This window comes from Prosthecobacter gellanilyticus (assembly GCF_007992435.1).
GTDB lineage: Bacteria > Verrucomicrobiota > Verrucomicrobiia > Verrucomicrobiales > Verrucomicrobiaceae > Prosthecobacter > Prosthecobacter gellanilyticus.
Genome location: NZ_BKAG01000012.1, coordinates 15,473 through 40,733 on the forward strand (window position 1 = coordinate 15,473; position 25,261 = coordinate 40,733).

Here is a 25,261-nt window from a genome sequence, read left to right on the forward strand (position 1 = left end):
GCATTCAGAGGCGGTTTCAGTCAGCATCCTGGCTCATGAGCGCTTTTCAAAAGCTCGTGACTCGTCTGGTGCCCGCTTCCTGGGCGGCCAGCATGGAGGCGGAATCCCGTCGCTGGCATGCCTGCTGCCCCTGTGGTCATGCCCGCTCCATCTGGGATCTGGGCGGCATCCGCTGGAAAGGGGGCGGTCATCCCCGCACATGGCTTCCCTGCCCTGCCTGTGGTCAGCGCACCTGGCATACCGTTCGCCTGTTAGACGCGGAGAAGTGAAATTCGTGTTTTCCTCGGCACATTTAAGCATTACGGAAGCGCTGGGTCGGCCGGAGTGGTCGCTCGTCGGTCCTGCTTCGGCAGGATGCGGACGAGAGGAAAGTCCGGACACCATAAGGCAGCGTGCCGCGCGCAAGCGTTGGAGGTTCTGGGGCAACCCAGGGCAATGGAAAGTGTCACAGAAAACAAACCGCCTTCTGGAGCTCGCAAGAGCAAAGGAGGGTAAGGGTGAAAAGGCGGGGTAAGAGCCCACCGCTCCGACAGTAATGAAGGAGGCATGACAAACCCCACGCGGTGCAAGACAGAACAGGAGAAATGGCCCGCCTGGCCACAAGTCCTGTCGCTTCGGCGGCAGGATGGATAGCTCCGGGTAATAGTTGCATCCTGCGTCAGCAGGAGTCGGCTCCGCGAGGAGTCGTCAGATAAATGATCACACCTGAGGCCGAAAGGTCGCAGGCACAAAATCCGGCTTATGAAGGCCGACCCACTTCTATTTTTTGTTGGAAACGAAGGATGGCAACGTTCTCAGGGGAAATGGCGCTTGGCCACCCCTCATGAAAGCACTCCTCATCCTTCTTTCCTCAGCCGTCCTTCTGCATTCGGCGTCCGCCGCGGAATCCCGGCCTAACATCCTGCTCTTTTATGCCGATGACCTCGGCTATGGCGAGCTCGGTTGTTACGGGTTCAAGGAGGTGCCAACGCCGAACATTGATTCGATCGCTGCCAACGGCATCCGCTTCACCAACGGTTATGTCTCCGCGCCGCTCTGCTCGCCTTCGCGTGCGGGTCTGATGACCGGGCGCTACCAGCAGCGCTTCGGTCATGAGAATAACATGATGACCGCCGAGAAGGGCCTGCCGATCGCCGAGAAGACCTTCGGCGACCGCATGAAAGCGCTTGGCTACGCCACGGGAGCCGTCGGCAAATGGCATCTCGGCAACGATCCAGCTTATCTGCCGATGAAACGCGGCTTCGACGACTACTTCGGTGTCTTCGGCAACCCCGGCTCTTACTTCACACCGAAGGGACTGATCGATTCAAAGATCTCCGCCGAACCGCAAAAGGCACCGGAGAATTTCTACACCACCGATGCCTTCGCCGCCCGCGCCTCCGAGTGGATCACCAGCAAAAAAGAAGCTCCCTGGTTTCTTTACATGCCCTTCAATGCCGTGCATTCACCCCATGAAGCCACGGAGAAGTATCTGCAACGCTTCACCCACATCAGCGATCCGAAGCGCCGGCAGTTTGATGCGATGCTTGCCGCCATGGACGATGCTGTCGGTGTGGTCCTCGCGAAGGTCCGTGAGTTGAAGCTGGAGGAGCGCACTCTCATCTACTTTATCAGTGACAACGGTTCGCCGAATGATCGTGGCGAGGCGAACGGTCCCCTGCACGGCAAAAAGCACACCTGCTGGGAAGGCGGCATTCGCCTGCCTTGGTTGATGCAATGGAAGGGCACCCTGCCCGCAGGCAAAATCGAAGACCGCCCCGTGATCCAGCTCGATGTGCTGCCGACCTGCGTCTCTGCAGCCGGAGGCACGGTGGATCCTGCGTGGAAGCTCGATGGCGTGAACCTCCTCCCCTTTGTGAAAGGTGAAAACAGTGAGCGCCCTCATCCCACGCTCTACTGGCGCATCGACAACATGTGGGCTGTCCGCCACGGTGATATGAAGCTCGTCTCAGCCGAGGCAGGTCGCGAGCCTGAACTGTTCGATCTTGCTGCTGACATCGGCGAGACGAAGAACCTAGCCTCCGCGCAGCCAGAAAAAGCCGCTGAACTCAAACGCTTGTGGGACGATTGGAACACCTCACTCACAGCACCTGCCTTCGGCGCGAAGCACAAGATGAAGAAGGCCAAGGGTAAGGGTAAGAGAATGGAGGCTAGCAAAGCCACCCCCACGCCGCCTAGCGAGCCCGAGACTACCCCCAAGTCCAAAAAAGAACTCAGGCAGGAACGGAAGAAGAAGGCTGCCTCAAAAGCAGCCGCAGCTCCCGCCGTCGACAACTGATCCGTCAGGCTCAGTGCCCTGCTCAGATCACCGGCTTCACGGGCACCAGGGTGTCTCGCAGGGCCTTGGCTTCTGTCAAAAACTGGCGCAGGGCAGCTTCGTCCTGGCCTTCCAGGATGTGCATGAGCTCGCCCAAAGCCACCGAAGCCTCACGAAGCTGGGCGATGAGAGCTGGCCGGTTGCTCATGGCGATGCCATTCCAAAGACCAGGGTCGCCTCCCGCCACGCGGGTGGTGTCGCGAAAACCTCCAGCAGCGCATTTCACAGCCTCAGGATCCCCCCGCAGCGCGGCCAGGGTGGTGATGGCGGCCATCATGTGCGGCAGATGAGAGATGCGGGCCACCTTCACGTCATGCTCGTCCGGTCCAAATTCGAGAAGGCGGCAGCCCAGGGCCACCCAGAAGTTCCGCAGACGCTGCAGATCCTCAGGCCTGGTCAGATCCGTGGGAGTCAGCAGGCAGGCAGCGTTTTGAAACAGATCCCCACGAGCAGCCTCGACACCTGTCTTCTCAGATCCCGCCATGGGGTGACTACCGATAAAACGGTGGCCAAGGACAGGCTCCACAGCCCGCACCACGCTGCCTTTGACACTGCCCACGTCTGTGATCAGGCAGTCTTCCGCCAGATCCGCCGTCACGATCTGCTGCGCCAGTCCGGCCATGGTTTCCACCGGCGTGCAGAGGATGATCAGTGAGGCTCCAGCCGCGGCCGCTGCGGCATCCGTGAAGAATTCTGCCTGGATCCCTCGCGCCCGGATGGCCTCCGCAGCCGACTCGCGTCGCGCCCAGAAGCGCAGTTTGACCTTCGGCATCCGCTCCTGCACGGCGAGCGCCACCGAGCCTCCGAGGAGACCGGGGCCGTAGAGGGAAAGGATGCGTTCGCTGGGCATGGGAGGGGCGGAGGTGTAGCTGGGCCGTTCGCCGATGCAAACGAGCCTTTCAAGCCCGTTGATCTTGCACCCTGCTAAGGCCGCCTCTATACCTCCCGCCCTCCCTGAATGCACATCGCCGATATTCTCAACCAGCAGCGCCCGACGCTGTCATTTGAATTTTTCCCGCCCAAGACCAACGAGGCCTTTGAGGCCCTGTATCAGACCATCGGCGAACTGGAGGCCTACAAGCCCTCTTTTGTGAGCGTGACCTATGGCGCGGGTGGCTCCACCCGTGAGCTGACGCATGACCTGGTCGTCCGCATCAAGAAGACCACCACTCTGGACCCCGTGCCGCATCTCACCTGCGTCTGTCATGGCGAGTCTGACATTGCCTCCATCCTCGAGCGCTATGCCGAGGCTGGCGTGAGCAACATCCTGGCCCTGGGTGGTGATCCTCCTCGCAACCTGGAAGGTTACGACCGCAAAAAAGATGCCTTCCAGCAGGCCGCCGACCTTGTGCGTTTCATCAAGAAGTTCAATGAAAGCGGCGCGCATCCCGACAAGCGCGGATTCGGCATCGGCGTCGCCGGATTTCCTGAAGGCCACCCTAACACGCCTAACCGAGTGTTGGAAATGGACTACCTGAAGGCCAAGTGTGACGAAGGCGCGGACTACATCTGCACCCAGCTCTTCTTTGATAACCACGACTTCCTGGACTTCCGTGATCGCTGCCGCCTCGCTGGCATCACCATCCCCATCATCGCCGGCATCATGCCCATCACCAGTGCCAGCGGCATGAAGCGCATGGCGGATCTGGCCGCCGGTGCCCGTTATCCCGCCAAGCTGCTGCGCGCCATCCAGCGTGCTGGCAATGATGAGGCCGCTGTCCAGCGCGTGGGCGTGCACTATGCCACCGAGCAGTGCCGCGACCTGCTCGAAAACGGTGTGGATGGCATCCACTTCTACACCCTGAACAAATCCCACGCTACCCGTGAGATCTACGCCAGCCTGGGCATCCGTGATTCTTCTGCAGTCCGCTCCGCATGAGTTCTCAACAACCTCTCATCGCCGCCATTGAAGCAGGTGGCACGAAATTCGTCTGCGGCATCGGCCGTGGTCCTCACGAGATCCTCGCCACGCATCGCATCGATACCACGACGCCGGAAGAAACTCTGGAAAGTGTTTGCCGCTGGTTCTCCAAGATGAAGCTGGAGCATGGACCTTTCGAAGCCATGGGTGTGGGCAGCTTCGGTCCTGTGGATTTGAACCCGAAGAGCGAGAGCTATGGCTTCATCACCAGCACACCGAAACCAGGCTGGCAGCACACAGACGTGGTCACGCGTCTGAAGCACCGTTTCAAGGTGCCGGTCGGTTTCGATACCGACGTGAATGCCGCTGTGCTCGGTGAATACCTTTGGGGCGCAGGTCAGGGCATTGACCCTCTCGTTTACATCACCGTCGGCACAGGTGTCGGTGGTGGTGTGCTGGTGAATGGCCAGCTTCTTCATGGTGCCTTGCATCCTGAGATCGGCCACCTCGCCGTGCCTCCACCCGTGAACAGTCTCGCCGTGCAGCGCGACTGCCAGTGCCCTTTCCACAAAAGCTGTGTCGAAGGTTATGTCTGCGGCCCGTCCATCGCGAAACGCTGGGGCGTGCGCGCAGATACACTACCTCTGGAGCATCCAGCCTGGGAAGAGATCTCTGATGCCATGGCGCACGCGCTGATGAACATCTGCCTCACGCTTTCTCCCAAGCGCATCATCCTCGGCGGCGGTGTCATGGAGCAGCCGCAGCTCATCCCGCTCATCCGCGGCAAGCTCATGAGCCATCTCAATGGCTACCTGCTCATCCCGCAGCTTGGGAAGGAGATCGACCAGTTCGTGGTCTCCCCAGGTCTCGGCAGCCGCTCTGGTTTGCTTGGCTCCCTTGCTCTCGGCCGCATGGCCTTAGACCAGAAAATCACCCACTCATGAGCCAGACTGCTGCACCTCTGACCGCAACGGATGTCCACCGCACTTATCATTTAGGTGGGCATGATTTGCCGGTGCTGCGTGGGGTCGACCTGCAGGTGCAGGCGGGCGAGAAGATCTTCCTCTGCGGCCAGTCGGGATCGGGCAAGACGACCCTGCTCTATGTGCTCGGCGGGTTGGAAAAGCCCACTCAGGGAGATGTGCTGGTCCATGGCAAGTCACTCTATCACGGCCCGGCCAAGGCACGTGCGCAGATGCGCAATACCACGATGGGGTTTGTGTTTCAGCACTACTTTTTGTTACCTGAATTGACGGCCTTAGAGAATGTCTGCCTGCCAGCCATGATCGGTGGCAAGAAGGCCGAGGCGCGCGCCCGTGAGCTTTTGGACAAAGTGGGGCTTAGTAAACGCCTGGACCATCTGCCCACCGAACTCAGCGGTGGTGAGCAGCAGCGCGTGGCCATCGCCCGTGCGCTGATCAACGATCCGGGCATCCTCTATGCCGATGAACCCACCGGCAACCTCGACGCCTCCACTGGCTCAGGTGTGATCGACATGCTCCTCCAGATCGTGAATGAAGCGAAGAAGACACTCGTTGTCGTCACGCATGATCAGGTCCTGGCCAAGCGCGGTGACCGGCGCCTGATCCTCAAGGAAGGCAAACTGGTGGAAGAGTAGCCGTCCAACCTTCAGCCTAACTAACCGTGTTGTGACTCCGGATTGGAATCGTCTTTTTCCGGAGGCTGATTATAGGCTGTCCATGGGGCTGCGACCCGGAGATGCCTCGCGATTTTGGAGCGACTGGGATCCGAGCGGCGCCGTCCATGCTCAACGTCAGTACTGGCTGGAGAATGCGCCGCAGGACTACACTGCTTACCTTCCCGAAGGTGAGGAATCACGCGCCGAGGCGCTAGAGTGGATGCACTCATTCAGTGCTGCTCCAGAGCCAGACTGGGTCATCATGTCAGCAGACACTCAGCAGGAACCGCGAGCTATTGCCGGGGAGGTCATCTTCCCATCCTCATGGTCGCTGCGGGACAAGATCGGCCTGCCCATGAGTGCGGTGCACTCGCCCGTGCCCGGTTTGTCAGAGCAGATCGGCCCTGGCATCCAGAGTTTCCTTTCCCGGCTCAAGCCCGAGGCTGCTTGGGAGCGGGAAAACTGGGGGCTCGCGGCGGATGCTGAGCTCAACCATCACCCCTCCCTTCCAAGACTTCGTCTGCACTCAGATGCCCGTCCTGAGACAACCTGGATCCGCCTAGAGCATCAATTCCTCACGCGGCTGCCCCAGACCCTTTGCATCCTTTTTGGTATCCGGGTGACCTGCCATCGGCTGGACCAGGTGGCTGCCCTGCCTGGGCTCCGTGAACGCATCCGCCGGGCGTTGATCACCATGCCCGAGCCCCTCGCCCGCTACAAAGGCCTGCATGAGTGTCGGAACGCAATTCTGGCATAAGAAAATCGCGCCCAGCGTTCGACATCCGGCGTTTCCCGAGATAGCTTCGCGCATCATGTCCACAGCCCTCGCCCCTGCCATTTCCGCCCAAATTGAAGCCCTCTGCGCCAGCATCGTCGCAGATCCAGAGATCCAGTCCGCCCGCAATGCTGCGGAAACCTTCCTGGCGGATGAAGGCGGCGTGTCCCTCTATCGCGAGGTGATGACCCTCGGCCGCAGCCTGGAGCAGCGTCACCGCAGCGGTGCCGAGCTGGAGCCTGCTGAAGTGAACCGCTTTCAGGATCTGCAAGAGAAGGCTGACCAGCACGAAGGCATCCAGAGCTTCATGGCCGCTCAAGACAAGCTCCAGAATCTGGCCAACACGCTGAATACCTTCATCGCTAAGACGCTTGAAAAAGGCAGCGTGCCTGCGGCTGAGGAAGTCATGGGCAGCGGATGCTGCGGTGGTGGCTGCGGCTGTAAGTAATCCTGAATGACGGATCATGGATCCGTCATCGGCGTGCCCCCGCTCATCATGACCATCTTTGAGGCTCGTGGACTGCGCAAGGTGTACCACACCGGCGAGCTCGACGTCGTCGCGCTGCAAAAGGTGGACCTCGATTTCAAGCAGGGCGAGCTCGTCGTGCTGCTGGGCGCCTCCGGCAGCGGCAAGTCCACCCTGCTAAACATCCTCGGCGGCCTCGATGTGCCGACCACCGGCCAGCTTCGCTACAAGGGCTGGGACCTCACCGATGGCAACGAGCGCACTCTCACCCAGTTCCGGCGCAACTGCGTGGGCTTCGTTTTCCAGTTGTACAACCTCATCCCGAGTCTGACCGCTCGCGAAAATGTGGCGCTGATCACAGATATCTCACGAGATCCCATGAAGCCGGAAGATGCGCTCGCCATGGTGAACATGGAGCACCGCATGGATCACTTCCCCAGTCAGCTCAGCGGCGGTGAGCAGCAGCGCGTGGCCATCGCCCGCGCGATTGCCAAAAAGCCTGAAGTGCTCCTTTGCGATGAGCCCACCGGCGCCCTCGATGTGAACACCGGCATCACCGTGCTGGAAGCTGTGGAGCGCATCAATCGTGAACTCGGCACTCTCGCCGTCATCATCACACACAATGCTGACATGGCGGACATGGCAGACCGCGTGCTGCATCTGAAAGACGGCCAGATCATCAAGGAACACCGCAACGATGAGCGGAAGCCGGTGACGAGCTTAAAGTGGTGATTATTGGTTAGGCTTGCCTACACCAGTACCTCTTTGATCACCTTCGCCCCTTCGACTCCGCTCAAGCGCGCATCGAGTCCCTGGAACTTGAAGCTGAAGGCTTCGTGCTTGATGCCAAGCTGATGCAGCATCGTCGCATGCAGATCATGCACTGTGGTGACTTTATCGACCGCAGCATAGCCCAGATCATCCGTGGCACCATGCACGAGACCGCCTTTGATGCCAGCACCGGCCATCCAGACGGACATGGCTTTGTTATGATGGTCACGACCACTGCCGCCCTGGGACATCGGTGTGCGGCCAAACTCACCGGCCCACACGATGAGCGTCTCCTCCAGCATGCCGCGCTGCTTGAGATCCGTGATGAGTGCCATGCAAGCCCGGTCGATCTCCTCAGCCTTGAGGGCCACACCTTCCTTCACGCCACCGTGGTGGTCCCAGTCTTTGTGATACAATTGGATAAACCGCGTGCCGCGCTCCGCCAGACGACGGGCCAGCAGACAGTTTGAAGCAAAGGAGCCATCACCTGGCTGGCAGCCATAGAGTTCCAGCGTCTTCGCCCCTTCCTTGCTCAGATCCATCAGATCCGGCACACTGGCCTGCATCTGGAAAGCCATCTCATACTGCGCGATGCGCGTGGCGATCTCAGGATCATCAATGAGCGTGTTATGCTGTTGGTTCAACGCATTGATCGCCGCCACATCCGCGCCTTGCTGGTCACGGCTGATGCCGTTTGGATTCGTCAGATAGAGAACTGGATCTCCCTTCGCACGAAGCTGCACCCCTTGATACTTGGAGGGCAGAAAACCACTGCTCCACTGCCGTGCGGCAATGGGTTGGTTCTGTCCGCCACGGCCCAGTGACGTCAGCACCACAAAGCCAGGCAGATCGGAAGCTTCCGTGCCGAGACCATAGGTCACCCAGGCACCCATGCTCGGACGTCCGGCGATCTGCGAACCCGTGTTCATGAACATGTGCGCTGGATCATGATTGATCGCGTCCGTGGTCATGCTGCGGATCAGGCAGATGTCATCGATCACACTGCCAATCTGCGGAAACAGGTCACAGATCTCCGTCTGGTTCTTGCCAAACTTGGCGAACTTGTGCTGCGGTCCGAAGCACATCAGCGGCTTGCCTTGAAGCTGCGCCAGCTGCTGCCCCTTGGTGAAGGATTCCGGCATCGGCTTGCCATCCATCTCCGCGAGTTTTGGCTTCGGATCAAAAGTCTCTAAGTGTGACGGACCACCCGCCATGGTGAGCCAGATCACCCGCTTCGCCTTTTGTGGCAGATGCAGTTTCTCAAGCACCCCTGCCGTGGGTGCCGCCATGGCAGGTCGCAGAAGCGGAGCGAGCGCAACGGCACCCAGCCCCTGCGAGGAGCGGCTCAGCATGGCGCGACGGTTCAGAAAAAGAGGGGACTGCATGTAGCTTCAACAAACGTCACTTCACCCCCTGCTCCTAGCAATGGCCGCATGCACTATCCGACTGCATCTTTTGCGGGAATGTTCCTGCTAGGGATCCGTTTCCTTCAATCGAGACAGACCTCGGGACCCGCAGCCATCGCCTGGCGCTTGAGTGAGGGGAAGGACTTCGTTCCGGCAAATCGCGCGACCTTCGAAGTCAAAGCCAGCAACGGTTGGCAAACCTTTGAAGTGCCGGTTAACACCGATGGGCAGATCATTCATGTGCGCGTGCATCTTCCTGGCGGCATCACCGAGATCCTCTCGTTGGGCATCACCCGCAGCCATCCATGATCACGGCAGTCGTGTGACCGCCGGACGCATGAACGGGTGCTCGTTTGGCCTAACTATTTTTTAGCAGTTGTCTTGCCAAGATTCTTCAACTCAAGCTCCGTCCACATGGCCATGCGGCCTTTCTCCTGCTCGCGAATGGTGGTGACGGCCTTGGCATCAACAGCTGACGCAGTGTGCTCCCATTCGCGGCGGATGTAGGTCAGCACACCGGCGATGTCTTCATCGGTGAGCTGGGGCAGCGGTGGCATGGCGAGGTTGTAGGTGCGGCCAGCGACCTTCACAGGACCGGCAAGACCGTGCATGACGATGCGGGCCAGCACCTCAGGCTTGCCAAGCACCCACTCGCTGTCCACCAACTGCGGTGCGAGGCCATCGAGACCGAAACCATGAGGCTGGTGGCAGGCGGCGCAGAGGGTGTGGTAGATGGTCTTGCCCTTCTCAAAGAGAGCAGTCTGCTCTTCCGTCAGCGGCTTGATCACCGGAGGCTTCGGCGCGCCAGGCTTGCCGACCCAGGCGAGACGGGCTTCGACACTGGCGAAGAGTTTCGCACTGGCCTTGTCGCTCATCGCTGCCTTCAGTATTTTCAGGGAGCCTGGCTCTGCATCCAGCCAAAGCAGCTTCACAGGTGCTTTGGTCTTCGTGTCTCCACCGCTGCTGGAAAGGCCCTTGATGGCTGCAGCCTGGAATTGTCCGCCGGCAGGCTGAGAAGCTGCAAGTTCAAGCATCTCTTCAAATGGACCCGCTTTGTTGGCGGAGGCGAGCAGCGTGCCGAGAGCCTCAATCACCGGCATGATCTGCCCGCCGTTGTCCTTGGTCAGTTGAGCTGCGAGCAGCTTTGCGAAGGCTGCTTCCCTGCCCCGCAGCCCCGTCATCGCACCTTCACGAATCAGGGTGTTCTTGCCACTGCTCGCGAGCAGCTTCGCTGTGGCCACATCAGCATCCGGCAGATTGAGGGACGTGAGCTTGATGGCAAGATGCGCCAGCACCAGCGCATCCTTTTCTGCCGTCATGGCAATGAGGTCTGGTGCGAGGTCGCGAGTGGCAATGCGCACGGCAGCGGCGCGGACCTGGGCATCTTTGTCCTTCAGCGCGCCTTTGATCACATCTGGCGTCGCGGCCATGAGACCATCGAGTGTCCAAAGCGCATGCAGACGAGCGATCGCAGATTCACTGGCGAGCAATTCCTTCAAGGCCGGTGCAACGGAAGCATCGCCCGACTCGACGATGAGGCGCTGCGCAGCATCGCGAACCCAGCCATTGGCGTGGGAGAGCAGCTTCACATCCTTGCTGGCCTTGACCGGCTGCGGACGCTCCTTCGTGTCCGGCACGATGCGCCAGATGCGGCCCTGATTGATGGGCTGCTCAAGTTTACGATCCCTGATGTTCGCGATCAGATAATGGGTGAGGAAGCTCTGGTGCTGAATGATACCGCGATACATGTCCACGATGTAAACAGCGCCATCAGGACCATCCGCTGCCGTGACGGGACGGAAGCGCTCATCGGTAGAGGTGAGGAATTCGCTGCCCTTGTAGGTGTTCGTGGCCTTCACCATGCCGCCGCTCTCACTCATGGTGAAGCGCTTCACCAGATTCCCGCAAGGTTCGGGCACAAAGGCATTGCCACGATAGGCGGCCGGGAAAGCATCGCCGCGATAGATGAGCGCACCACACGTTCCGGTAGGTTTGGTTAGGCGGCCATCAGCGCTCAAAGTCTTCGGATCATAACCACGGTTCACACCGGGCGTCGGATGGGAAGGATAGATGTTCTGATCGGCGGCAAGCTTGGCATTGATGCTGGTGGCATTGCGCAGCAGAGGATTCTTGGTGAAAGCTTCCGTGGGCAGCAGATCCGCACGCAGCATGTCCGAGTTGTAGTTGAAGTAGAGGCGGCCGTAGTTGTCCTGGCACAGCCCCCACTGACCACGGCCGAGACCGCTGTCCTTCTGCCACACGCCGCCACGCAGCTTGAAGCGCGTGCCGTAGCCAGCGCTCCAGATGGCATTGTCCAGCGCCCACACCGGGGTGTTCGCCATATGCTCAGGCTGACCGCCCAAGGTGCCGTAGTCGTTGGCCACGATGTCCTTCACATCCGCCTTGCCGTCACCATCCGTGTCCTTGCAGAAAAACAAGTTAGGCGGCACGGCGATCAATGCCCCGCCATTCACAGCCATGACGGCGCGTGGCATGACGACTTCATCGAGGAAGGCTGTGGCCTTGTCCATGCGGCCATCACCATCAGTGTCCTCAAGAAGGGAGACACGGCCGGTGGGCTGGCTCTCGGTGGTGCCTTCCACATCATGCATGTAGCCGCGCATCTCGACCACGTAGAGACGTCCCTGGTCGTCAAAGCTCATGGCAATCGGCGCCTGGATCATCGGCTCGCAGGCGACGAGCTCGATGCGGAAGCCTTTCTCGACCTTGAAGGTCTTCATGGCTTCTTCGGGGCTCAGCGGAGCCGGTGGAGGCAGCTTGAACTTCAGCTCGACCTTGTCCGGTCCGGCATTTTTCTTGTTCACGGCCAGAACGGGCAGTGAGAGGGCGGCAATCGAGGCGATGGCAATCTGATGGGAACGACGCATGGGGGTGGTGCGGGGGGGGGGGAAACCGCAGGCTGCGCTCTAGCAGCCTGACGGTCAAGGGGATCAACGCATATCCTTGTGCGCAGCTTCCGCCAAAATGATGGACTTATTTTTTTGGTTTCGGCTGATCCGGAGGCTTGATCGTTAGGCCTGGCGCTTGCGCGCATCATGGTGCCAGCGTTGTCATTTGCGCCCGTTCCATTAGAGTCCTGGAATCATTGACCATGTCCCCAACCACTGATCATAGCTTTGACACCACGCGCTGGAGCCTCGTTTCCCAGCTGAGAGCAGGCGGGGATGAGGCGGCGGCACAGGTGGCGTTGGGGGAGCTTTGCCAGAGGTGCTGGTTTCCGATTTATGCGTTTGTGCGGCGGGTGGGCCTGAGCGCGGCAGACGCGGAGGATGCGACGCAGGGCTTTTTCCAGCATCTGCTCACGCATGAGCTCATGTCTCAGGCTCGGCGGGAGCGCGGGCGCTTTCGTTCTTACCTGCTGGGCTGCTTGAAGCACTTCCTCGGCAATGAATGGCAGAAGCGGAATGCGCTGCGCCGTGGTGGGCATCTGGCGGCCGTGCATCTGGATGCGCTGGAGGCGGAGGAGAGGTATCGCCTGGAAGTGGAGGCGATGAGCACGAGCGACGAGGAGGTCTTCGACCAAAGCTGGGCGCATAGCATGCTGGACCGCGCGATGCAGCAGCTCCGCGCTGAACAAAGGGATGATGCCCGCTTTGACCTGCTGGCTCCAGCTCTGACGGGAAGCGAGGACCGCGCAGCACTGATGCAATCCACCGGGATGAATGAGGGCGCGCTCAAAGTGACCATTCACCGCCTGCGCAAACGCTACCGCGAGCTGCTCCGTGCGGCGGTGGCGGAGACAGTGGAAAGCGAGGCGGAGGTGGATGCGGAACTGGCCTATCTGGTGGCCTGCCTGCGGCGGTGAATCTTTTTCTGTAACCTGCCGCTGCGAACTCAAAAGGACTCTGGTGAACCCCAATCATATCCTCACCATGAACTCCTCCAACTGCCCTGAATGCGGCGCGACGATCAAACCCGGAGCCACGCTTTGTCCCGCCTGCCTGCTGAGCGCGGGCACTGCCACACTTCCGGTCCAACCCGTAAGCGCCGGCATCACCACGCTGCCCTGTGTTTTCGGTGGCTATCGGCTGCTAAAAAAGCTCGGCACGGGAGGCATGGGCATCGTCTATGAGGCGGAGGAACTCGCGGGTGGCCGCAGGCTGGCGCTGAAGGTGCTGAACCAAAGCCTGGACAACGAGGAGCAGCGCCAGCGATTCCTGCGCGAAGGGCGTCTGGCGGCGACGATCGATCATCCGCATAGCGTGTATGTTTTCGGCACCGAGGAGATCGAAGGAGTGCCCGTGATCGCCATGGAGCTGGCCGAAGGCGGCACGCTGCGGGATGAATTCAAGCGACGCGGGCCGCTGCCAGTGCGTGATGCGGTGGATGCCATCCTCGGTGTTCTCGATGGGCTCGAGGCGGCTCATGCCAAAGGCATTCTGCATCGAGACATGAAGCCCTCGAACTGCTTCGTCACAAGCGATGGGAAAACGATCGTGGGCGACTACGGGCTCTCCATTTCTCAAAACCAGCCAGCGGGTGACGGCAGTCATCTCACACGCAGCGGCATGATCATGGGCACGCCCGCGTTTTCGCCGCCAGAGCAGCTCCGCGGCCAGCCGCTGGATCAACGGGCGGACATCTACTCCACAGCGGGCACGCTGTATTATCTGCTCACGGGCAAGGCTCCTGTGGAAGCGACTTCGCCTGTCGAAACAGTGGCTGCGGTGCTGGAGGGCCGCATCACGCCGCTGGCCAAGCTGCGCTTGGATGTGCCTGCGGATCTTGCCGCTGTGGTCATGCGCTGCCTCTCTGCTGATGCGGCGAAGCGGCCCGCCTCACACGCGGAGATGCGGCAGGCGCTGATGCCTTTCAGCTCCATCACACCAGAGCCAGCACCACTACGGTTGCGCCTTTTCGCGGGCATCCTTGATGGGGTGCTGATTGTACTGCTCACTTACTTGGCGGACAAGATTCTGTCACTGCCCGGATCGGAAGCCTCTGCTGACACCGGCTGGATTTCTCTCGGCTGGTATTCGCTGATCAGCCTCGCTGTCGGCGTGCTCTTCTTCGCCGGCCTGGAGTCACGTTTTGGCACGACGCCAGGAAAAGCGCTGCTCGGTCTGGTGGTGCGCACTGCGGCTGGCGGGAGGCCGGACTTTCTCAGGGCCGCCTGCCGCGCTTCCCTTTATCTACTGGCTTCGCTGCTGCCTGGGATGCTTTTTGAAGGACTCACACCAGAAGATGTCTACGGGGCCGACGAGGAAACGACCGCGCACATGATCATACTGATCTCCTGGATGGTTGGACTGATGATCATCTCCAACGGCCAGCTCCTGCTCTTCATTAGGGCGCTGCGTCATCGTGAAAAGCTGGCCTGGCATGACAAGCTCACCGGACTGCGTGTGTGGCGTCGTGGAGATGCGGGCACGCGGCCGCTCGCAGCGGCAAATATTCTGCCTGCACCCGTAGAGAGAGCCAATGCCATGTGGGGGCCGTTTCATCCAGGAACCATTCTCACGGAGAGCATGCGCTGCGGCTTTGACCCGGTGCTGCGGAGGCCAGTGCTTCTGGAGAGAAGTGAGGGCGATGGTCCTTCGGTGGCGCGTCGTGATTGTCAGCGTGGTGGCCGCCTGCGCTGGCTGCAGAGCGTGACCGATGCAGCGGGCAACCTTTGGGATGTGTGGCAGGCACCGGCAGGCGCGCTGCTTTCCGCCGTGTTGGCCAAAGAGACCCCGTCATGGCAGCAACTGCTTTTCTGGCTAAAGGACCTCGGCGCGGAACACGATGCTGCGGAGAAGGACGGCACACTGCCGCTGGTGCTCTCCTCGAGCCAGGTGTGGATCACCACAAGTGGACGTGCGGTGCTGCTGGATCGTGCCTGGCCCGGTGCTGCGGATGATGGCTTCCGCACAGCGGAGCCGCAGGCTTTTCTGCATCACCTCACCTCCTGCTCACCCGCCACCAGCAGACCGCTTCACGCGGATGCATTCATCAGCGGTCTTCAAGGTGGCAGCATTGAGCGCCCCAGCCATGTCTGCGGCAATCTCGCCTACCTCCGGCAGCGGCGCAGCACCGTAAGCCAGGTGGTGCGCGCAGCGGTCGTGCTCGCTCCCATGCTGATGTGCCTGCTCTTGATGGCACTCATCTTGGTCGCATATCCCGAGGTCCAGCGTGAGGCCTGGACCGAAGCTTATCCCGACCAGCCCGCACTGCCTGACGTGATTCAGCTGCTCGACCAGCCTGGAACGGACGAGACCTTGAGAACGAGCATCCGCCAGCATGTGGCCGGTCATTACTCATCCCTCATCCAGGACGGTGAACTCTCCGGAGTGCCGCAGGATTTTCGCTTCGCCCGTCCCATGCGCACAGTTCTGGCGGATATCCTCAAAACCGAACCCGTTCCCTCCGCCGAACTTCTCGCGCAAGCTGACGACAAAGTAAGAGCCGGGCTGGCTTCGCTCCCGAAAGCGGGCGCCCTGGCGCATGTTTGGGTGAATGACGCTCTGATCAGAAAAACCGTCGCGGTGATTTCGCTACTCGGGGCTGCAATGACGGCTCTTTTTCAACTGCTCGCTATCATCATCAGCGGCTCGCCGTTGCTCATGGGTCTCAGCGGCATCGTGGTTGTTTCTGCCCGCGAACGTCCTGCCGGACGTCTGCGCATGATCTGGCGCTGGCTCATCGGCTGGACTCTGCTGTGCGCACCCGCCCTTGTGATGGGCATGTGCGTTGGCCTCACCGGCCATAATCCAATCCGAACACTGCAGGAGACGTGCCTGATCTGGGTTCCCGCGATGGTCATCCTCATCCTCAGCGCCCTGCTTCTCCCACGTCGCAGCCTCATGGACCGAGTGGCCGGAACTTGGCTTGTAGCTCGTTGAAGAAGCAGAGGTGTGTTTCAATCAAGGCACGGCGCTGATCTCACTTCTTCGGCTTCGGCTGATCCGATAGCTTGATGGTCAGCGCTGGCACTGGCTCGCTGCGCCCCGCAAAGTTGTTCCAGGCATTTTGGAAAACGGCTGCGTCACGCACGTCACCTTCGGCGACAAGCCACTGATAGCGCAGTTTAAAAGGTGACTCAGCGGTGGCTGTGCCCTTCGGGAACATGCCAAAGCGGCCGTAGTCGCGATAGGCCGAGGTAGCGGTGTCCTTCGGGTTGTCGGGATGATTGAGGATCACGACCGTGAAGGTCTTGCCCTCGACCGTGAAGACCTCAGCGGCCCAGGGCAGGTCTTTGGCCTTGTGAGCATCGATCTTCTCTCCTGGGAAGATGTAAGTCGTGGTCTTGGTGTCCACCTTCTCGGACGGACGGAACTGTGCGCCGGCGTGCTCGGGATCCCCACTGATCGCTGCCTCACCGCTCACTGTCTTGATGGCGCTGTTCATCTCGATGCCCAAATAAAAGGGCTTGGCTGGAGTGGTGAAGGTGAACTTGCGTTCTTCGGTAAGGAATGGGGCTGTGGTATCGCCCTGCCAGTCGATGGCGGCGGTGAAGGAGTTTTCGCCCGGAGTGACCTTGGTCACCACCTGATCCCCCTTCGTCATGTGCCACCGGTCATAAGATTTGCCGTTGTAGGCGATCTTGCTGAAGCCCAGGAAGATGCCACGATGATGCGTGAAGTTGAAGCCCGGCCCTTTGGTGATACGCGTGGCACCGCTGGCATCAAACACGTGCAGATAGGGCTTGTAGGTTTCGTGATGCTTCTCCGGCGTGCTGAGATCATTCGCCATCATGAGCTTGGCCACGACCTTGCCCTCATTGGCAATGGCGACATGGTCTTTCTCGGCAACCGTGATGTCAAAGGCGAGTGAGGAGGAGGCGAGACTGAGGAGCAGGAAGAGGCTTTTCATGAATGGGGCGAGGAATGACGGAACTCGCCGACCAAATGTTACGAAACCGCGGAAGCTTCCACCGATATCAAACAAGAATATCTTTGATAACCTTGGCACCTTCGACGCCACTGAGCTTGGCATCCAGGCCCTGGAATTTGAAGGTAAAGGCATCATGCCGGATGCCGAGTTGCTGCAGCATGGTGGCATGGAGGTCATGCACGGTGACGATGTTTTCCTGGGCCGCATAGCCCAGATCATCTGTGCTACCGTAGGTGATGCCGCGCTGCACTCCGGCACCCGCGAGCCAAATGGACATGGCCTTGTTATGGTGATCACGGCCGATGGGGCCTTTGTTTCCCTGCGCCATCGGCGTGCGGCCGAACTCACCACTGAAGACGATCAGCGTGTCATCCAGCATGCCGCGCTGCTTGAGATCGGTGATGAGCGCCATGCAGGCGCGATCAACTTCCTTGGCTCGCAATGGCAATTCCTCACGCAGCAAACTGTGATGGTCCCAATCACGATGATAAAGCTGGATGAAGCGTGTGCCGCGCTCCGCAAGACGACGAGCTAGAAGACAATTCGAGGCGAAGGAGCCATCGCCCGGCTGACAACCATAAAGATCGAGTGTCTTCGGACCTTCGGGGCGGATGTCCATCAGCTCAGGCACGCTCGCCTGCATTTGAAAGGCCATCTCATACTGCGCGATGCGTGTGACGATCTCCGGATCATCACACAGTATGGCATGCTTTTGGTTAAGCGCATTGATAGCCGCCACGTCGGCTCCCTGGCGATCACGCGTGATGCCGTTGGGACTCGTGAGATACAGTACAGCATCTCCCTGCGAACGAAGTTGCACTCCCTGATACTTCGATGGCAGGAAGCCGCTGCTCCATTGGCGGGCAGCGATGGGCTGAGGGTTGCGTCCCTTGCCCGTGGACGTCAGCACCACGAAGCCGGGCAGGTTCTCAGCCTCACTGCCCAAACCATACGTGATCCATGAGCCCATGCTCGGACGGCCAGCAATCTGCGAGCCGGTGTTCATGAACATGTGCGCCGGATCATGATTGATCGCGTCCGTGGTCATGGAGCGCGTCAGGCAGATCTCATCCGCAATACTGCCGATGTGTGGCAGCAGCTCCGACATCTCTGTCTGGCACTTGCCATACTTCTGAAAGGTAAACATGGGGCCTTTGCAGACAAGCTTCTGCCCTTGAAGCTGCGCGAGTTGCTGTCCTTTGGTGAAGGATTCAGGCATCGGCTTGCCATCCATCTCCGCAAGCTTCGGCTTGTAATCAAACAGCTCCAACTGCGAAGGCCCGCCGGCCATAGTGAGCCAGATCACACGCTTGGCCTTCTGCGGCAGTGGCAGCTTGCCTAACACGCCGTTTGACATCGCCTGAGTCAACCGAGGATTCAGGAGCGATGCCAGAGCCACTCCGCCGAGCCCCTGTGAGGCACGGCGGAGGAAGGCGCGGCGTGTTTCAGCGGTAGTCATCAATCACGAGCGGGTGATGGTTTCGTGCAGGTTCAGCAAGACCCGTGCGATGTGTGTCCACGCGGCAAGCTCGGCCTTGTCGAGATTTGCAGGTGCAGGTGAGGCACCGACTTTCACCAGAGCTTCAGCAGCGGCGGCATCCTTGCTGTAATCAGCAAGATGCTTATCCAAAAGTGTGGCAAGCGTCTTGAGCTCCTCAGCATTCGGACTGCGCTGCAAGGCCTGCTGACATGCCCACGTGATGCGCTGGGCCGCATCGCCTTTGGAATCAGTCAGAACACGTGCTGCAAAGGCGCGAGCAGCTTCGACATAGCTGGGATCATTGAGCAGCACGAGAGCCTGCTGCGGGATGTTGGAGCGGTTGCGTTCGGCGGTGCATTCCTCACGGCTCGGCGCATCAAAGGCGAGCATGGCCGGATGCGTGAAGCTGCGCTGCCACCAGGTGTACATGCCACGGCGATACAGGCTCTCGCCGCTGTCGTTCTGCCACTCACGGGTGGGGAAGTTCAGGTTCTCCCAATACTTCTCGGGCTGGTAAGGCTTCACACTTGGACCACCGATCTTTTGCACCAGAAGACCGGCCACGGCGAGCGCATTGTCACGCACAAGCTCGGCCTCAAGACGGAAGGCGCTCTGGCGTGCGCATTCGCGATTGTAAGGATCAGCCGCTGTGAGCTCCTTCGTGGAGGTGGAGACCTGCTTGTAGGTATCGCTGGTAACGATAACGCGGACCATGTGCTGGAGATCCCAGCCGCTATCCATGAACTCGCAGGCAAGCCAGTCGAGCAAGGCAGGATTCACGGGAGGTTCACCTTGGGCACCGAGATCATCCAGCACCTTGCTCAGGCCAGTGCCGAAGAACTGCTTCCACAAACGGTTCATTACCGTGCGTGCCGTCAGAGGATTGTCTTTGGAGACGAGCCACTGAGCGAGGTCAAGGCGTGTGAGATCACGACCTTCGATCTTGGTCTTGGGGAGATAGCCGGGCAGAGATGCTTTCACGATCTCGCCGCTTTCATCCATCCAGTTGCCACGCGGGAGGATGCGCACGGTGCGCTTGTTGGGGTCGCTGACCGATACGATGCATTTGGGGGCACTGGTTTCGAAGTCTGCCTTCTCCTTCTCGGCGCTGGAGACCTTCATGCGGAGTTCATTCAACTCGGGAGCGATCTGCTTGTAAGCATTCGCTAGCTTCTGCTGCTGGGCAGCATCCCGCTTGTCAGGAGCAACCTGGAGGGCTTCGACGATGTCGTTGGCTGGAAGGGCTGCGCCGGGAGCACGAATAGGCTTCGGAACGGTGGTGGCATTGAGACGGATGTTGGCCATCTCATGGTTCTCGCCCCAACCAAAAGTAAGTCTGACGGTGAGAGTCTGTTCTGCCTCGGTGACGGCTTCGGCGAGTTCGAGGTAGAGAGATTGATCGGCGCCGGTGCCTCCCTGAACTGCCCAGCCATTCTCCTTCTTGTCCGAGATGCCATCGATGGCGTCAGCCGCCTTGAATCCCCCTTGTTCAAAGGTGGCGCTGGCATGAGAAACTTTGAGGGCTTTGCCTTCAGACTGTTTTTTGTCGCCGATCGTCAAGGCTGCCTCGCTGAGCACAAAGTTGCCATTCGAGGCGAGGCCGATGCCTGGAGACTTGTCCTTGAGCGCATCAATCCGGATGCCAGTGGTGCCTTGGGGCAGCTTGGCCGTGATGACATAGGTGTCCGTGCCGTCGTTCTGCTTGCGCTCATTGCGCTTGGCATCAATGGCTCCGCGGACAATGCCGTCTTTGCCAGCTTTGAGGCCGATGTTCTTCTTCGTGGATGCTGCAGAGAGCGGTTTCAGAGGCTTCCAGGAGCTGTTCGCCGTGATGGCCTCCAGGGCTTGTTTTTCCCAGGTGATTTGAGCTGACGCAAGATCGGGACGTGGCTTGGCAAACTCAGACTGAAGGGCGGCGAGCCGCTTTGTCAGATCCGCCTGCCGTTTCTCCCCTTCCCCATCCAGCACCATGATGCCGGCCTCACGACGACCGATGATAGGCTCTTTAATATCCGCGAAGAAGGCGCCTAACGAATAGAAGTCACGCGTGGTGATGGGATCAAACTTGTGATCGTGGCACTGGGCGCAGCCGGTGGTCTGGCCCATCCAGGCATTGCCAACGGCGCGCACGCGGTCCGTGAGCATGCGCTGCTCGTAGTCCTTGGCCTGGGCTCCGCCTTCCTCCGTGGTGAGAATGAGTCGGTTGAATGCTGAGCCCACTTTCGTCTCTTGATTCGCGCCGGGCATGAGATCGCCCGCGATCTGCTCGATAGTGAATCGATCAAAGGGTTTGTTGGTGTTGAAGGACTTGATGACGTAGTCACGGTAAGGCCAGACGTTGTGCGCGTTGTCGCTATGGTAGCCGATGGTGTCAGCAAAGCGCACCACATCCAGCCAGCCGATGGCCATGCGCTCGCCATAGTGCGGGTTCTTCAGCACGCGGCTGACCATCTGCGCATAGGCATCCGGTGTGGCGTCCTTTTCGAAGGCGGCGACCTCCTCCGGTGTCGGTGGCAGGCCTAACAAGTCGAAGTACACGCGACGGATCAGGATGCGCTTGTCTGCCTGGGGCGAGGGCTTGAGGCCGATCTCGGCGAGGCGTTTCTGCACCAGGACGTCGACACCGTTTTTGCCTGCAGGAATGCTGGCTTTGGCGGGCTTTTCATAGGCCCAGTGCTGCTGGTAACCCGCGCCTTGTTCGATCCACTTTTTCAGGATGTCCTTCTGCCGCTGCGTGAGTTTCTTGTGCGAATCCAGAGGCGGCATGAGATCATCTTCATCATCCGTGATGATGCGCGCGATCACCTCACTCTCCTGAACCTTGCCAGGAACCAGGGCCTTTGCCGCAACGGCCTCATCACGCATGTCCAGACGCAGATCAGCCTCACGATGCTTTGGATCTGGTCCGTGGCAGTAGAAGCAGTTGTCAGAAAGGATGGGCCGCACATCTCGATTGAACTCGATCCTGGCTGGCACCGGTGGTTCGGCGGCGACAGCTTGGGCGCTGAGAGTGACGAGAAGCAGCAAAGGGCGGTTCATGCGAGGTGGTAACAACGAAAGATAGTACGTTCACACCGCCCTCCACTTGCGTGACAGACATGGCGGATCGCCGCATGATCATGGGGGATTCCAACCCGGTCCGTCAGGCCTTGGCTTCCAGTTGGGGCATCGCCTCCTGCATGCGGCGGAGGACATAGTAGATGGTCTGGCTGCGCAGACGCACCAGTTCCGCCCCGACAATGCGTGGGACAAAGTCTGGCTTCACGGCCAAAATCTCCGCGGGTGTGCAGCCAGCCAGTCCACGGCAGAGAATGGCGGTCATGGCACGGGTCAGGGTCTGGACCTTCGGGCCGAGCTCGATGGAAAAATACACTCGGCCGCCATCATCCCGCCGAACAAACACGCCTACCGTGTCCGAGCATTCTTGATCCTTGCGAATGTCAGACCATTCGTAGTCCTGGTCGTGCTTCCTTTGGTAGGCGGCGGCAGTGTCCGCCATGTCGATCAGGTTCTCACGCCGCTCCGGCTCCGGCAGGTGCTCGAAGAAGTCGATGATCTCTTGAAGGGCGGCGGGCAACATGAATGAGTTGACTGAATGGCACGAAGTGGCGAGCTGGGACAAGGGGAAAGGTGGAGATGATGAGCGAAAGCAGTGGTGGAGCGCGATAGGTGGGCGCTGAGCCCAATAGGGCGTGGCTCTCCTATGCGTGTCATTCTTTTTACACTCCCCGGAAGTGCGTTGCCTTGACCTCCTCAGGCATTTCCCGCTAGCCTAATAATCCCATGAAAAAACTCCTCCTCATCCCCGCTCTCGCCCTCCTTAGCTTCCAGGCCGCTTTGGCCGACTGGGTGGTCGTTCAGAAAGTCGTCACTGACGGCGCAGAATCCACCATGACCCTCAAGGCCAAGGGCGACAAGTCACGCATGGACATCGGTGACAAAATGAGCCTCATGCTCGATACCGCCAGCGGAGACACCAGCATGTTCATGCATGAGCAGAAGATGATGATGAAGATCAGCCCGGAAAGCCTGAAGGCCATGATGGCCATGGCTGCCCAGTCTCTCGGTGGTGAGCCTGCAGCCAAGCCAGTGGCCACGGACAAGACCGAAAAAGTCGGCGAGAACGAGTGCACGATCTACACTTGGTCTGGCAAGATCGGCAATGGCAAGTTCTGGGTGGCCAAGGACTTCCCGGATGCCAAGGCGCTGAATGAACTGCAGGACAAGATGATGAAGGCCATCGGCAATCCCATGGCATCCATCGTCCCTCAGAACAGCGATTTTCCCGGCATGGTCGTGAAGTCTGAGATGGAAGTCATGGGCAAGAAGAGCGTGTCCGAACTCGTCTCCGCCAAGCAGGAGCCTGTGACCGACGACACCTTCAAGGCTCCTGAAGGCTACCAGGAAATGAAGATGCCAGCTCTTCCTGGCAAATAAGCAGCTCCTGAGGCATACCCCGTAAGGACTCGAACCTTGAACGATAGATCCGCAGTCTGTTGTTCAAGGTTCTTTTATGTCCACATTTCCACATCTGAAGAGTGAGTGAAACAGAGCTGAACCACCCCGGCGGCTCCCAAAGTTCACAGAAGCTTTGAAGTTTGTGAAAATCAGCTTGCGAGAACCCACCGCCCACAGCACTATCGCGGCCCGTTGCCCCGACCAGCAGCGGCGTGAAAGCGAAAAAAGGACAGGTGCCAGAGTGGTCGATCGGGTACGCCTGGAAAGCGTATGAACGGTAAAACGTTCCGAGGGTTCGAATCCCTCCCTGTCCGCCATTCTTCGCCCAGGATAAAAGGTAAGGAATGAACTCCGGAGTTCAAAGAGCAAAGGATGAAAAGCATCTTGGTCGCCTAGCTTCGAATGGCACGCCCATGATGCTCCGGAAAATGACTCGGCCTCGGAGGAATCGATCATCAGTTTTTTGGTGGAAAACCAAGGCATTGAGGTGTTCGTGGAATGAGGGAGACGGTCCAGCAAAGCCGCCTCCGCCACATCAAAGAGCCCATGACAAATCCCACCTCCTCAGTCCTTACCCTCGAACGAAAGTATGCAGCGGTCTTGTTCGACATGGATGGAACCTTGGTGGATTCACGGGCGGTGGTGGACCGTGTGATGCGCAGGTGGGCGGCAAAGCATGGTTTTGATGCGTCGCGGATCCTGGCGGTGTCGCATGGGCGTAGAACGATCGATTCAGTGACTGAATTCGCGGTTCCCGGCATGGACATTGAAGCCGAGACCCAAGAAATTGAAGACCAGGAGGTGGCTGACACGGAAGGCATCATTGCCATGCCTGGTGCAGCTGAGATTCTGGCGAGGCTCGGAGATCGATGGGCCGTGGTCACCTCGGCAGGCCGTGAACTCGCGAGGAGACGGCTGACCGCCGCCGGTCTGCCCATCCCTGACGTGCTGGTCACAGCGGAAGACGTGGCGATTGGCAAACCTGATCCGGCTGGATATCTCCTGGCCGCCAGCCGCCTGGGGGTGCCCCCTGACCAATGCCTTGTCTTTGAAGATGCGCCTGCAGGCCTGGAAGCCGGCCGGAGGGCTGGTTGCGATGTGGTCGCCAATCTGGGTGCCGTTCTACACCCTTTTGAGCCGGGCTGTGCCTCCATCACCCACTATGCACAGATTTGCTTTGAGCTTGCCGAGGAGAAGTTGTGATTCCCTGCCGAGGAGGGGGCACCCAGGTATCCTCCCAACTGAAATGCTCTCATTCCTAGCCCGGTTCCAAACTGAACAAAACATTCCACTTCTTGTTCGGAACATGATAGGCACTATATTAGTCTAACACATGACCGTTCCTTTTGATCTCCTGCCGGGTTTGACCGCCACGGTGGATGATGTCGCTTACGACCCCACCCGCCCTGCCCCGCCGGACCGTCCGCATCCGTTCGTCTACCATGTGTCTATCCACAATGGTTCGGAGGAGACGGTGAACATTTTTGGCCGCAAATGGATCGTGCGGGACACGGATGGTGACACGCTAGTGGTCGAGGGAGACGGAGTCGTGGGCCAGTTTCCGAAGCTCGAGCCCGGGCAGACCTTCAGCTACAACTCCTACCATGTGATCAAGGCCGAGAGCACGGCTACTGGATCGTTTTTTGGAACGACCACGCAGGGGCGGCCGGTATTTGTGCGCATACCGCGCTTCGAGATGCACCCACCGATGCTGGCGTAGTCTGGGACGTATTCGCGGCGGCGGAATGACGAAGCCCGAATGACGAATATTTGAAGCAAAAAAGCCCGAGATTGTGCACCTCGGGCTTTTTTATTTGCGGCTGGCTCTGAAACTTAGTTCACGAAGCTGATTTTGCCGACCTGTCCGGCTGCCATGGCGGCGTGCTGGGCATCTGTGCAGGCGCTGTCGATGGGCGCGTCCGGGGCGGCATCGCTTGGAGTCAGCAGATTGTTTTCGATCATGTAGCGCTCCACTTCCTCGCCGCTGATATCGGCGAGCATGACGTCATTGACGAGAACACAGGGGCTGAGGGGCTGGCCGCTCTTCTGCTCCATTTCCCAGCGGAAAGCGGGGTTCTTGATGATGTCCTTCTCTTCGAAAGGCAGGTCATACTTGCGGAAGATGGCGCGCACGCCTTCGCTCCAGCCGCAGTAGGTTTTGAGGTAGGCGGTGATTTTGGGTTGGCTCATAGGAAGGATCTGTTTGGAAATCGATGAAGTTACGTCACCACTCAGCGGATGGTCGTGGTGGA

The 25,261-nt window shown here is 59.5% G+C and carries 22 protein-coding genes, 1 tRNA gene and 1 other RNA gene; 16 read left to right on the top strand and 8 right to left on the bottom strand.

Features of this window, described 5'->3' with window-relative positions; genetic code table 11:
• Positions 1–35: 35 nt before the first annotated feature.
• The 3 genes from BGE01nite_RS10165 to BGE01nite_RS10175 all read left to right on the top strand — a co-directional run bounded on the left by BGE01nite_RS10165 (position 36) and on the right by BGE01nite_RS10175 (position 2,278).
• Positions 36–269: a hypothetical protein gene (locus BGE01nite_RS10165; protein ID WP_146850345.1), complete on the top strand. Its 234-nt coding sequence runs from the start codon at positions 36–38 to the stop codon at positions 267–269.
• A gap of 42 nt (positions 270–311) precedes the next feature.
• An RNA gene (gene rnpB, locus BGE01nite_RS10170) (RNase P RNA component class A) lies at positions 312–760 on the top strand.
• A 63-nt stretch (positions 761–823) separates the two neighbouring features.
• Complete coding sequence (locus BGE01nite_RS10175) at positions 824–2,278, top strand: sulfatase family protein (RefSeq protein ID WP_146850346.1); 1,455 nt, start codon at positions 824–826, stop codon at positions 2,276–2,278.
• Positions 2,279–2,300: 22 nt separating this feature from the next.
• Here the strand turns inward: BGE01nite_RS10175 and BGE01nite_RS10180 are convergent, their stop codons facing one another.
• The gene (locus BGE01nite_RS10180) at positions 2,301–3,167 is read right to left on the bottom strand and encodes a prephenate dehydrogenase (RefSeq protein WP_146850347.1); all 867 of its coding nucleotides are present in this window, start codon (positions 3,165–3,167) and stop codon (positions 2,301–2,303) included.
• A 108-nt stretch (positions 3,168–3,275) separates the two neighbouring features.
• On the opposite strand from BGE01nite_RS10180, the gene metF reads away from it, so the two are divergent.
• The 6 genes from metF (at position 3,276) to BGE01nite_RS10210 (ending at position 7,790) form a co-directional block, all read left to right on the top strand.
• Positions 3,276–4,196 carry a methylenetetrahydrofolate reductase [NAD(P)H] gene (gene metF, locus BGE01nite_RS10185; RefSeq protein WP_146850348.1) on the top strand — a complete coding sequence of 307 codons (921 nt, stop codon included), beginning with the start codon at positions 3,276–3,278 and terminating at the stop codon, positions 4,194–4,196.
• Complete coding sequence (locus tag BGE01nite_RS10190) at positions 4,193–5,122, top strand: ROK family protein (RefSeq protein ID WP_146850349.1); 930 nt, start codon at positions 4,193–4,195, stop codon at positions 5,120–5,122. Before metF ends, BGE01nite_RS10190 begins: the two co-directional genes overlap by 4 nt.
• Positions 5,119–5,796, top strand: a complete 678-nt coding sequence (locus BGE01nite_RS10195) for an ABC transporter ATP-binding protein (RefSeq protein ID WP_146850350.1) — start codon at positions 5,119–5,121, stop codon at positions 5,794–5,796. Before BGE01nite_RS10190 ends, BGE01nite_RS10195 begins: the two co-directional genes overlap by 4 nt.
• Before the next feature lie 82 nt (positions 5,797–5,878).
• Positions 5,879–6,574, top strand: coding sequence for a heme-dependent oxidative N-demethylase subunit alpha family protein (locus BGE01nite_RS10200; RefSeq protein WP_146850351.1), 696 nt, complete (start codon positions 5,879–5,881; stop codon positions 6,572–6,574).
• A 55-nt stretch (positions 6,575–6,629) separates the two neighbouring features.
• Positions 6,630–7,040, top strand: a complete 411-nt coding sequence (locus BGE01nite_RS10205) for a YlbF/YmcA family competence regulator (protein ID WP_170266713.1) — start codon at positions 6,630–6,632, stop codon at positions 7,038–7,040.
• A 6-nt stretch (positions 7,041–7,046) separates the two neighbouring features.
• Complete coding sequence (locus BGE01nite_RS10210) at positions 7,047–7,790, top strand: ABC transporter ATP-binding protein (protein WP_174770045.1); 744 nt, start codon at positions 7,047–7,049, stop codon at positions 7,788–7,790.
• A 17-nt stretch (positions 7,791–7,807) separates the two neighbouring features.
• On the opposite strand, the gene BGE01nite_RS10215 is transcribed toward BGE01nite_RS10210, so the two are convergent.
• Positions 7,808–9,214, bottom strand: a complete 1,407-nt coding sequence (locus tag BGE01nite_RS10215) for a DUF1501 domain-containing protein (RefSeq protein ID WP_146850353.1) — start codon at positions 9,212–9,214, stop codon at positions 7,808–7,810.
• A gap of 48 nt (positions 9,215–9,262) precedes the next feature.
• Here BGE01nite_RS10215 and BGE01nite_RS10220 point away from each other — a divergent pair, with 48 nt between their 5' ends.
• Complete coding sequence (locus BGE01nite_RS10220) at positions 9,263–9,544, top strand: hypothetical protein (protein WP_146850354.1); 282 nt, start codon at positions 9,263–9,265, stop codon at positions 9,542–9,544.
• 53 nt (positions 9,545–9,597) lie between these two features.
• Here the strand turns inward: BGE01nite_RS10220 and BGE01nite_RS10225 are convergent, their stop codons facing one another.
• A complete protein-coding gene (locus BGE01nite_RS10225) occupies positions 9,598–12,123 on the bottom strand; it encodes a DUF7133 domain-containing protein (RefSeq protein WP_146850355.1) in 2,526 nt (841 codons plus the stop codon).
• A gap of 224 nt (positions 12,124–12,347) precedes the next feature.
• Here BGE01nite_RS10225 and BGE01nite_RS10230 point away from each other — a divergent pair, with 224 nt between their 5' ends.
• Together BGE01nite_RS10230 and BGE01nite_RS10235 are read left to right on the top strand one after the other, a co-directional pair.
• On the top strand, positions 12,348–13,061 hold the full coding sequence (locus BGE01nite_RS10230; RefSeq protein ID WP_146850356.1) for an RNA polymerase sigma factor: 714 nt from the start codon (positions 12,348–12,350) through the stop codon (positions 13,059–13,061).
• Positions 13,062–13,128: 67 nt separating this feature from the next.
• Entirely contained in the window at positions 13,129–16,080 is a 2,952-nt protein-coding gene (locus BGE01nite_RS10235) for a protein kinase domain-containing protein (protein ID WP_170266714.1), read from the top strand.
• A 40-nt stretch (positions 16,081–16,120) separates the two neighbouring features.
• Here BGE01nite_RS10235 and BGE01nite_RS10240 read toward each other — a convergent pair whose 3' ends face one another.
• From BGE01nite_RS10240 to BGE01nite_RS10255, 4 genes are all read right to left on the bottom strand, one after another.
• On the bottom strand, positions 16,121–17,050 hold the full coding sequence (locus tag BGE01nite_RS10240) for a DUF6807 family protein (protein ID WP_170266715.1): 930 nt from the start codon (positions 17,048–17,050) through the stop codon (positions 16,121–16,123).
• Positions 17,051–17,117: 67 nt separating this feature from the next.
• Positions 17,118–18,530 carry a DUF1501 domain-containing protein gene (locus BGE01nite_RS10245; RefSeq protein WP_146850359.1) on the bottom strand — a complete coding sequence of 471 codons (1,413 nt, stop codon included), beginning with the start codon at positions 18,528–18,530 and terminating at the stop codon, positions 17,118–17,120.
• 3 nt (positions 18,531–18,533) lie between these two features.
• Positions 18,534–21,590: a PSD1 and planctomycete cytochrome C domain-containing protein gene (locus BGE01nite_RS10250; RefSeq protein WP_146850360.1), complete on the bottom strand. Its 3,057-nt coding sequence runs from the start codon at positions 21,588–21,590 to the stop codon at positions 18,534–18,536.
• Positions 21,591–21,693: 103 nt separating this feature from the next.
• Complete coding sequence (locus BGE01nite_RS10255; protein WP_146850361.1) at positions 21,694–22,131, bottom strand: SufE family protein; 438 nt, start codon at positions 22,129–22,131, stop codon at positions 21,694–21,696.
• Between the two features lie 203 nt (positions 22,132–22,334).
• Between BGE01nite_RS10255 and BGE01nite_RS10260 the strand changes: the two genes are divergently transcribed.
• From BGE01nite_RS10260 to BGE01nite_RS10275, 4 genes are all read left to right on the top strand, one after another.
• On the top strand, positions 22,335–22,988 hold the full coding sequence (locus BGE01nite_RS10260) for a DUF4412 domain-containing protein (RefSeq protein WP_146850362.1): 654 nt from the start codon (positions 22,335–22,337) through the stop codon (positions 22,986–22,988).
• 248 nt (positions 22,989–23,236) lie between these two features.
• A tRNA-Ser gene (locus BGE01nite_RS10265) sits at positions 23,237–23,326 on the top strand.
• Between the two features lie 229 nt (positions 23,327–23,555).
• Positions 23,556–24,212 (top strand): HAD family hydrolase, encoded by a 657-nt coding sequence (locus BGE01nite_RS10270; RefSeq protein ID WP_146850363.1) that lies wholly within the window; start codon positions 23,556–23,558, stop codon positions 24,210–24,212.
• A gap of 130 nt (positions 24,213–24,342) precedes the next feature.
• Positions 24,343–24,729: an ApaG domain-containing protein gene (locus tag BGE01nite_RS10275; RefSeq protein ID WP_146850364.1), complete on the top strand. Its 387-nt coding sequence runs from the start codon at positions 24,343–24,345 to the stop codon at positions 24,727–24,729.
• Between the two features lie 113 nt (positions 24,730–24,842).
• Here the strand turns inward: BGE01nite_RS10275 and BGE01nite_RS10280 are convergent, their stop codons facing one another.
• Complete coding sequence (locus BGE01nite_RS10280; RefSeq protein WP_146850365.1) at positions 24,843–25,199, bottom strand: glutaredoxin family protein; 357 nt, start codon at positions 25,197–25,199, stop codon at positions 24,843–24,845.
• Positions 25,200–25,261 lie beyond the last annotated feature (62 nt).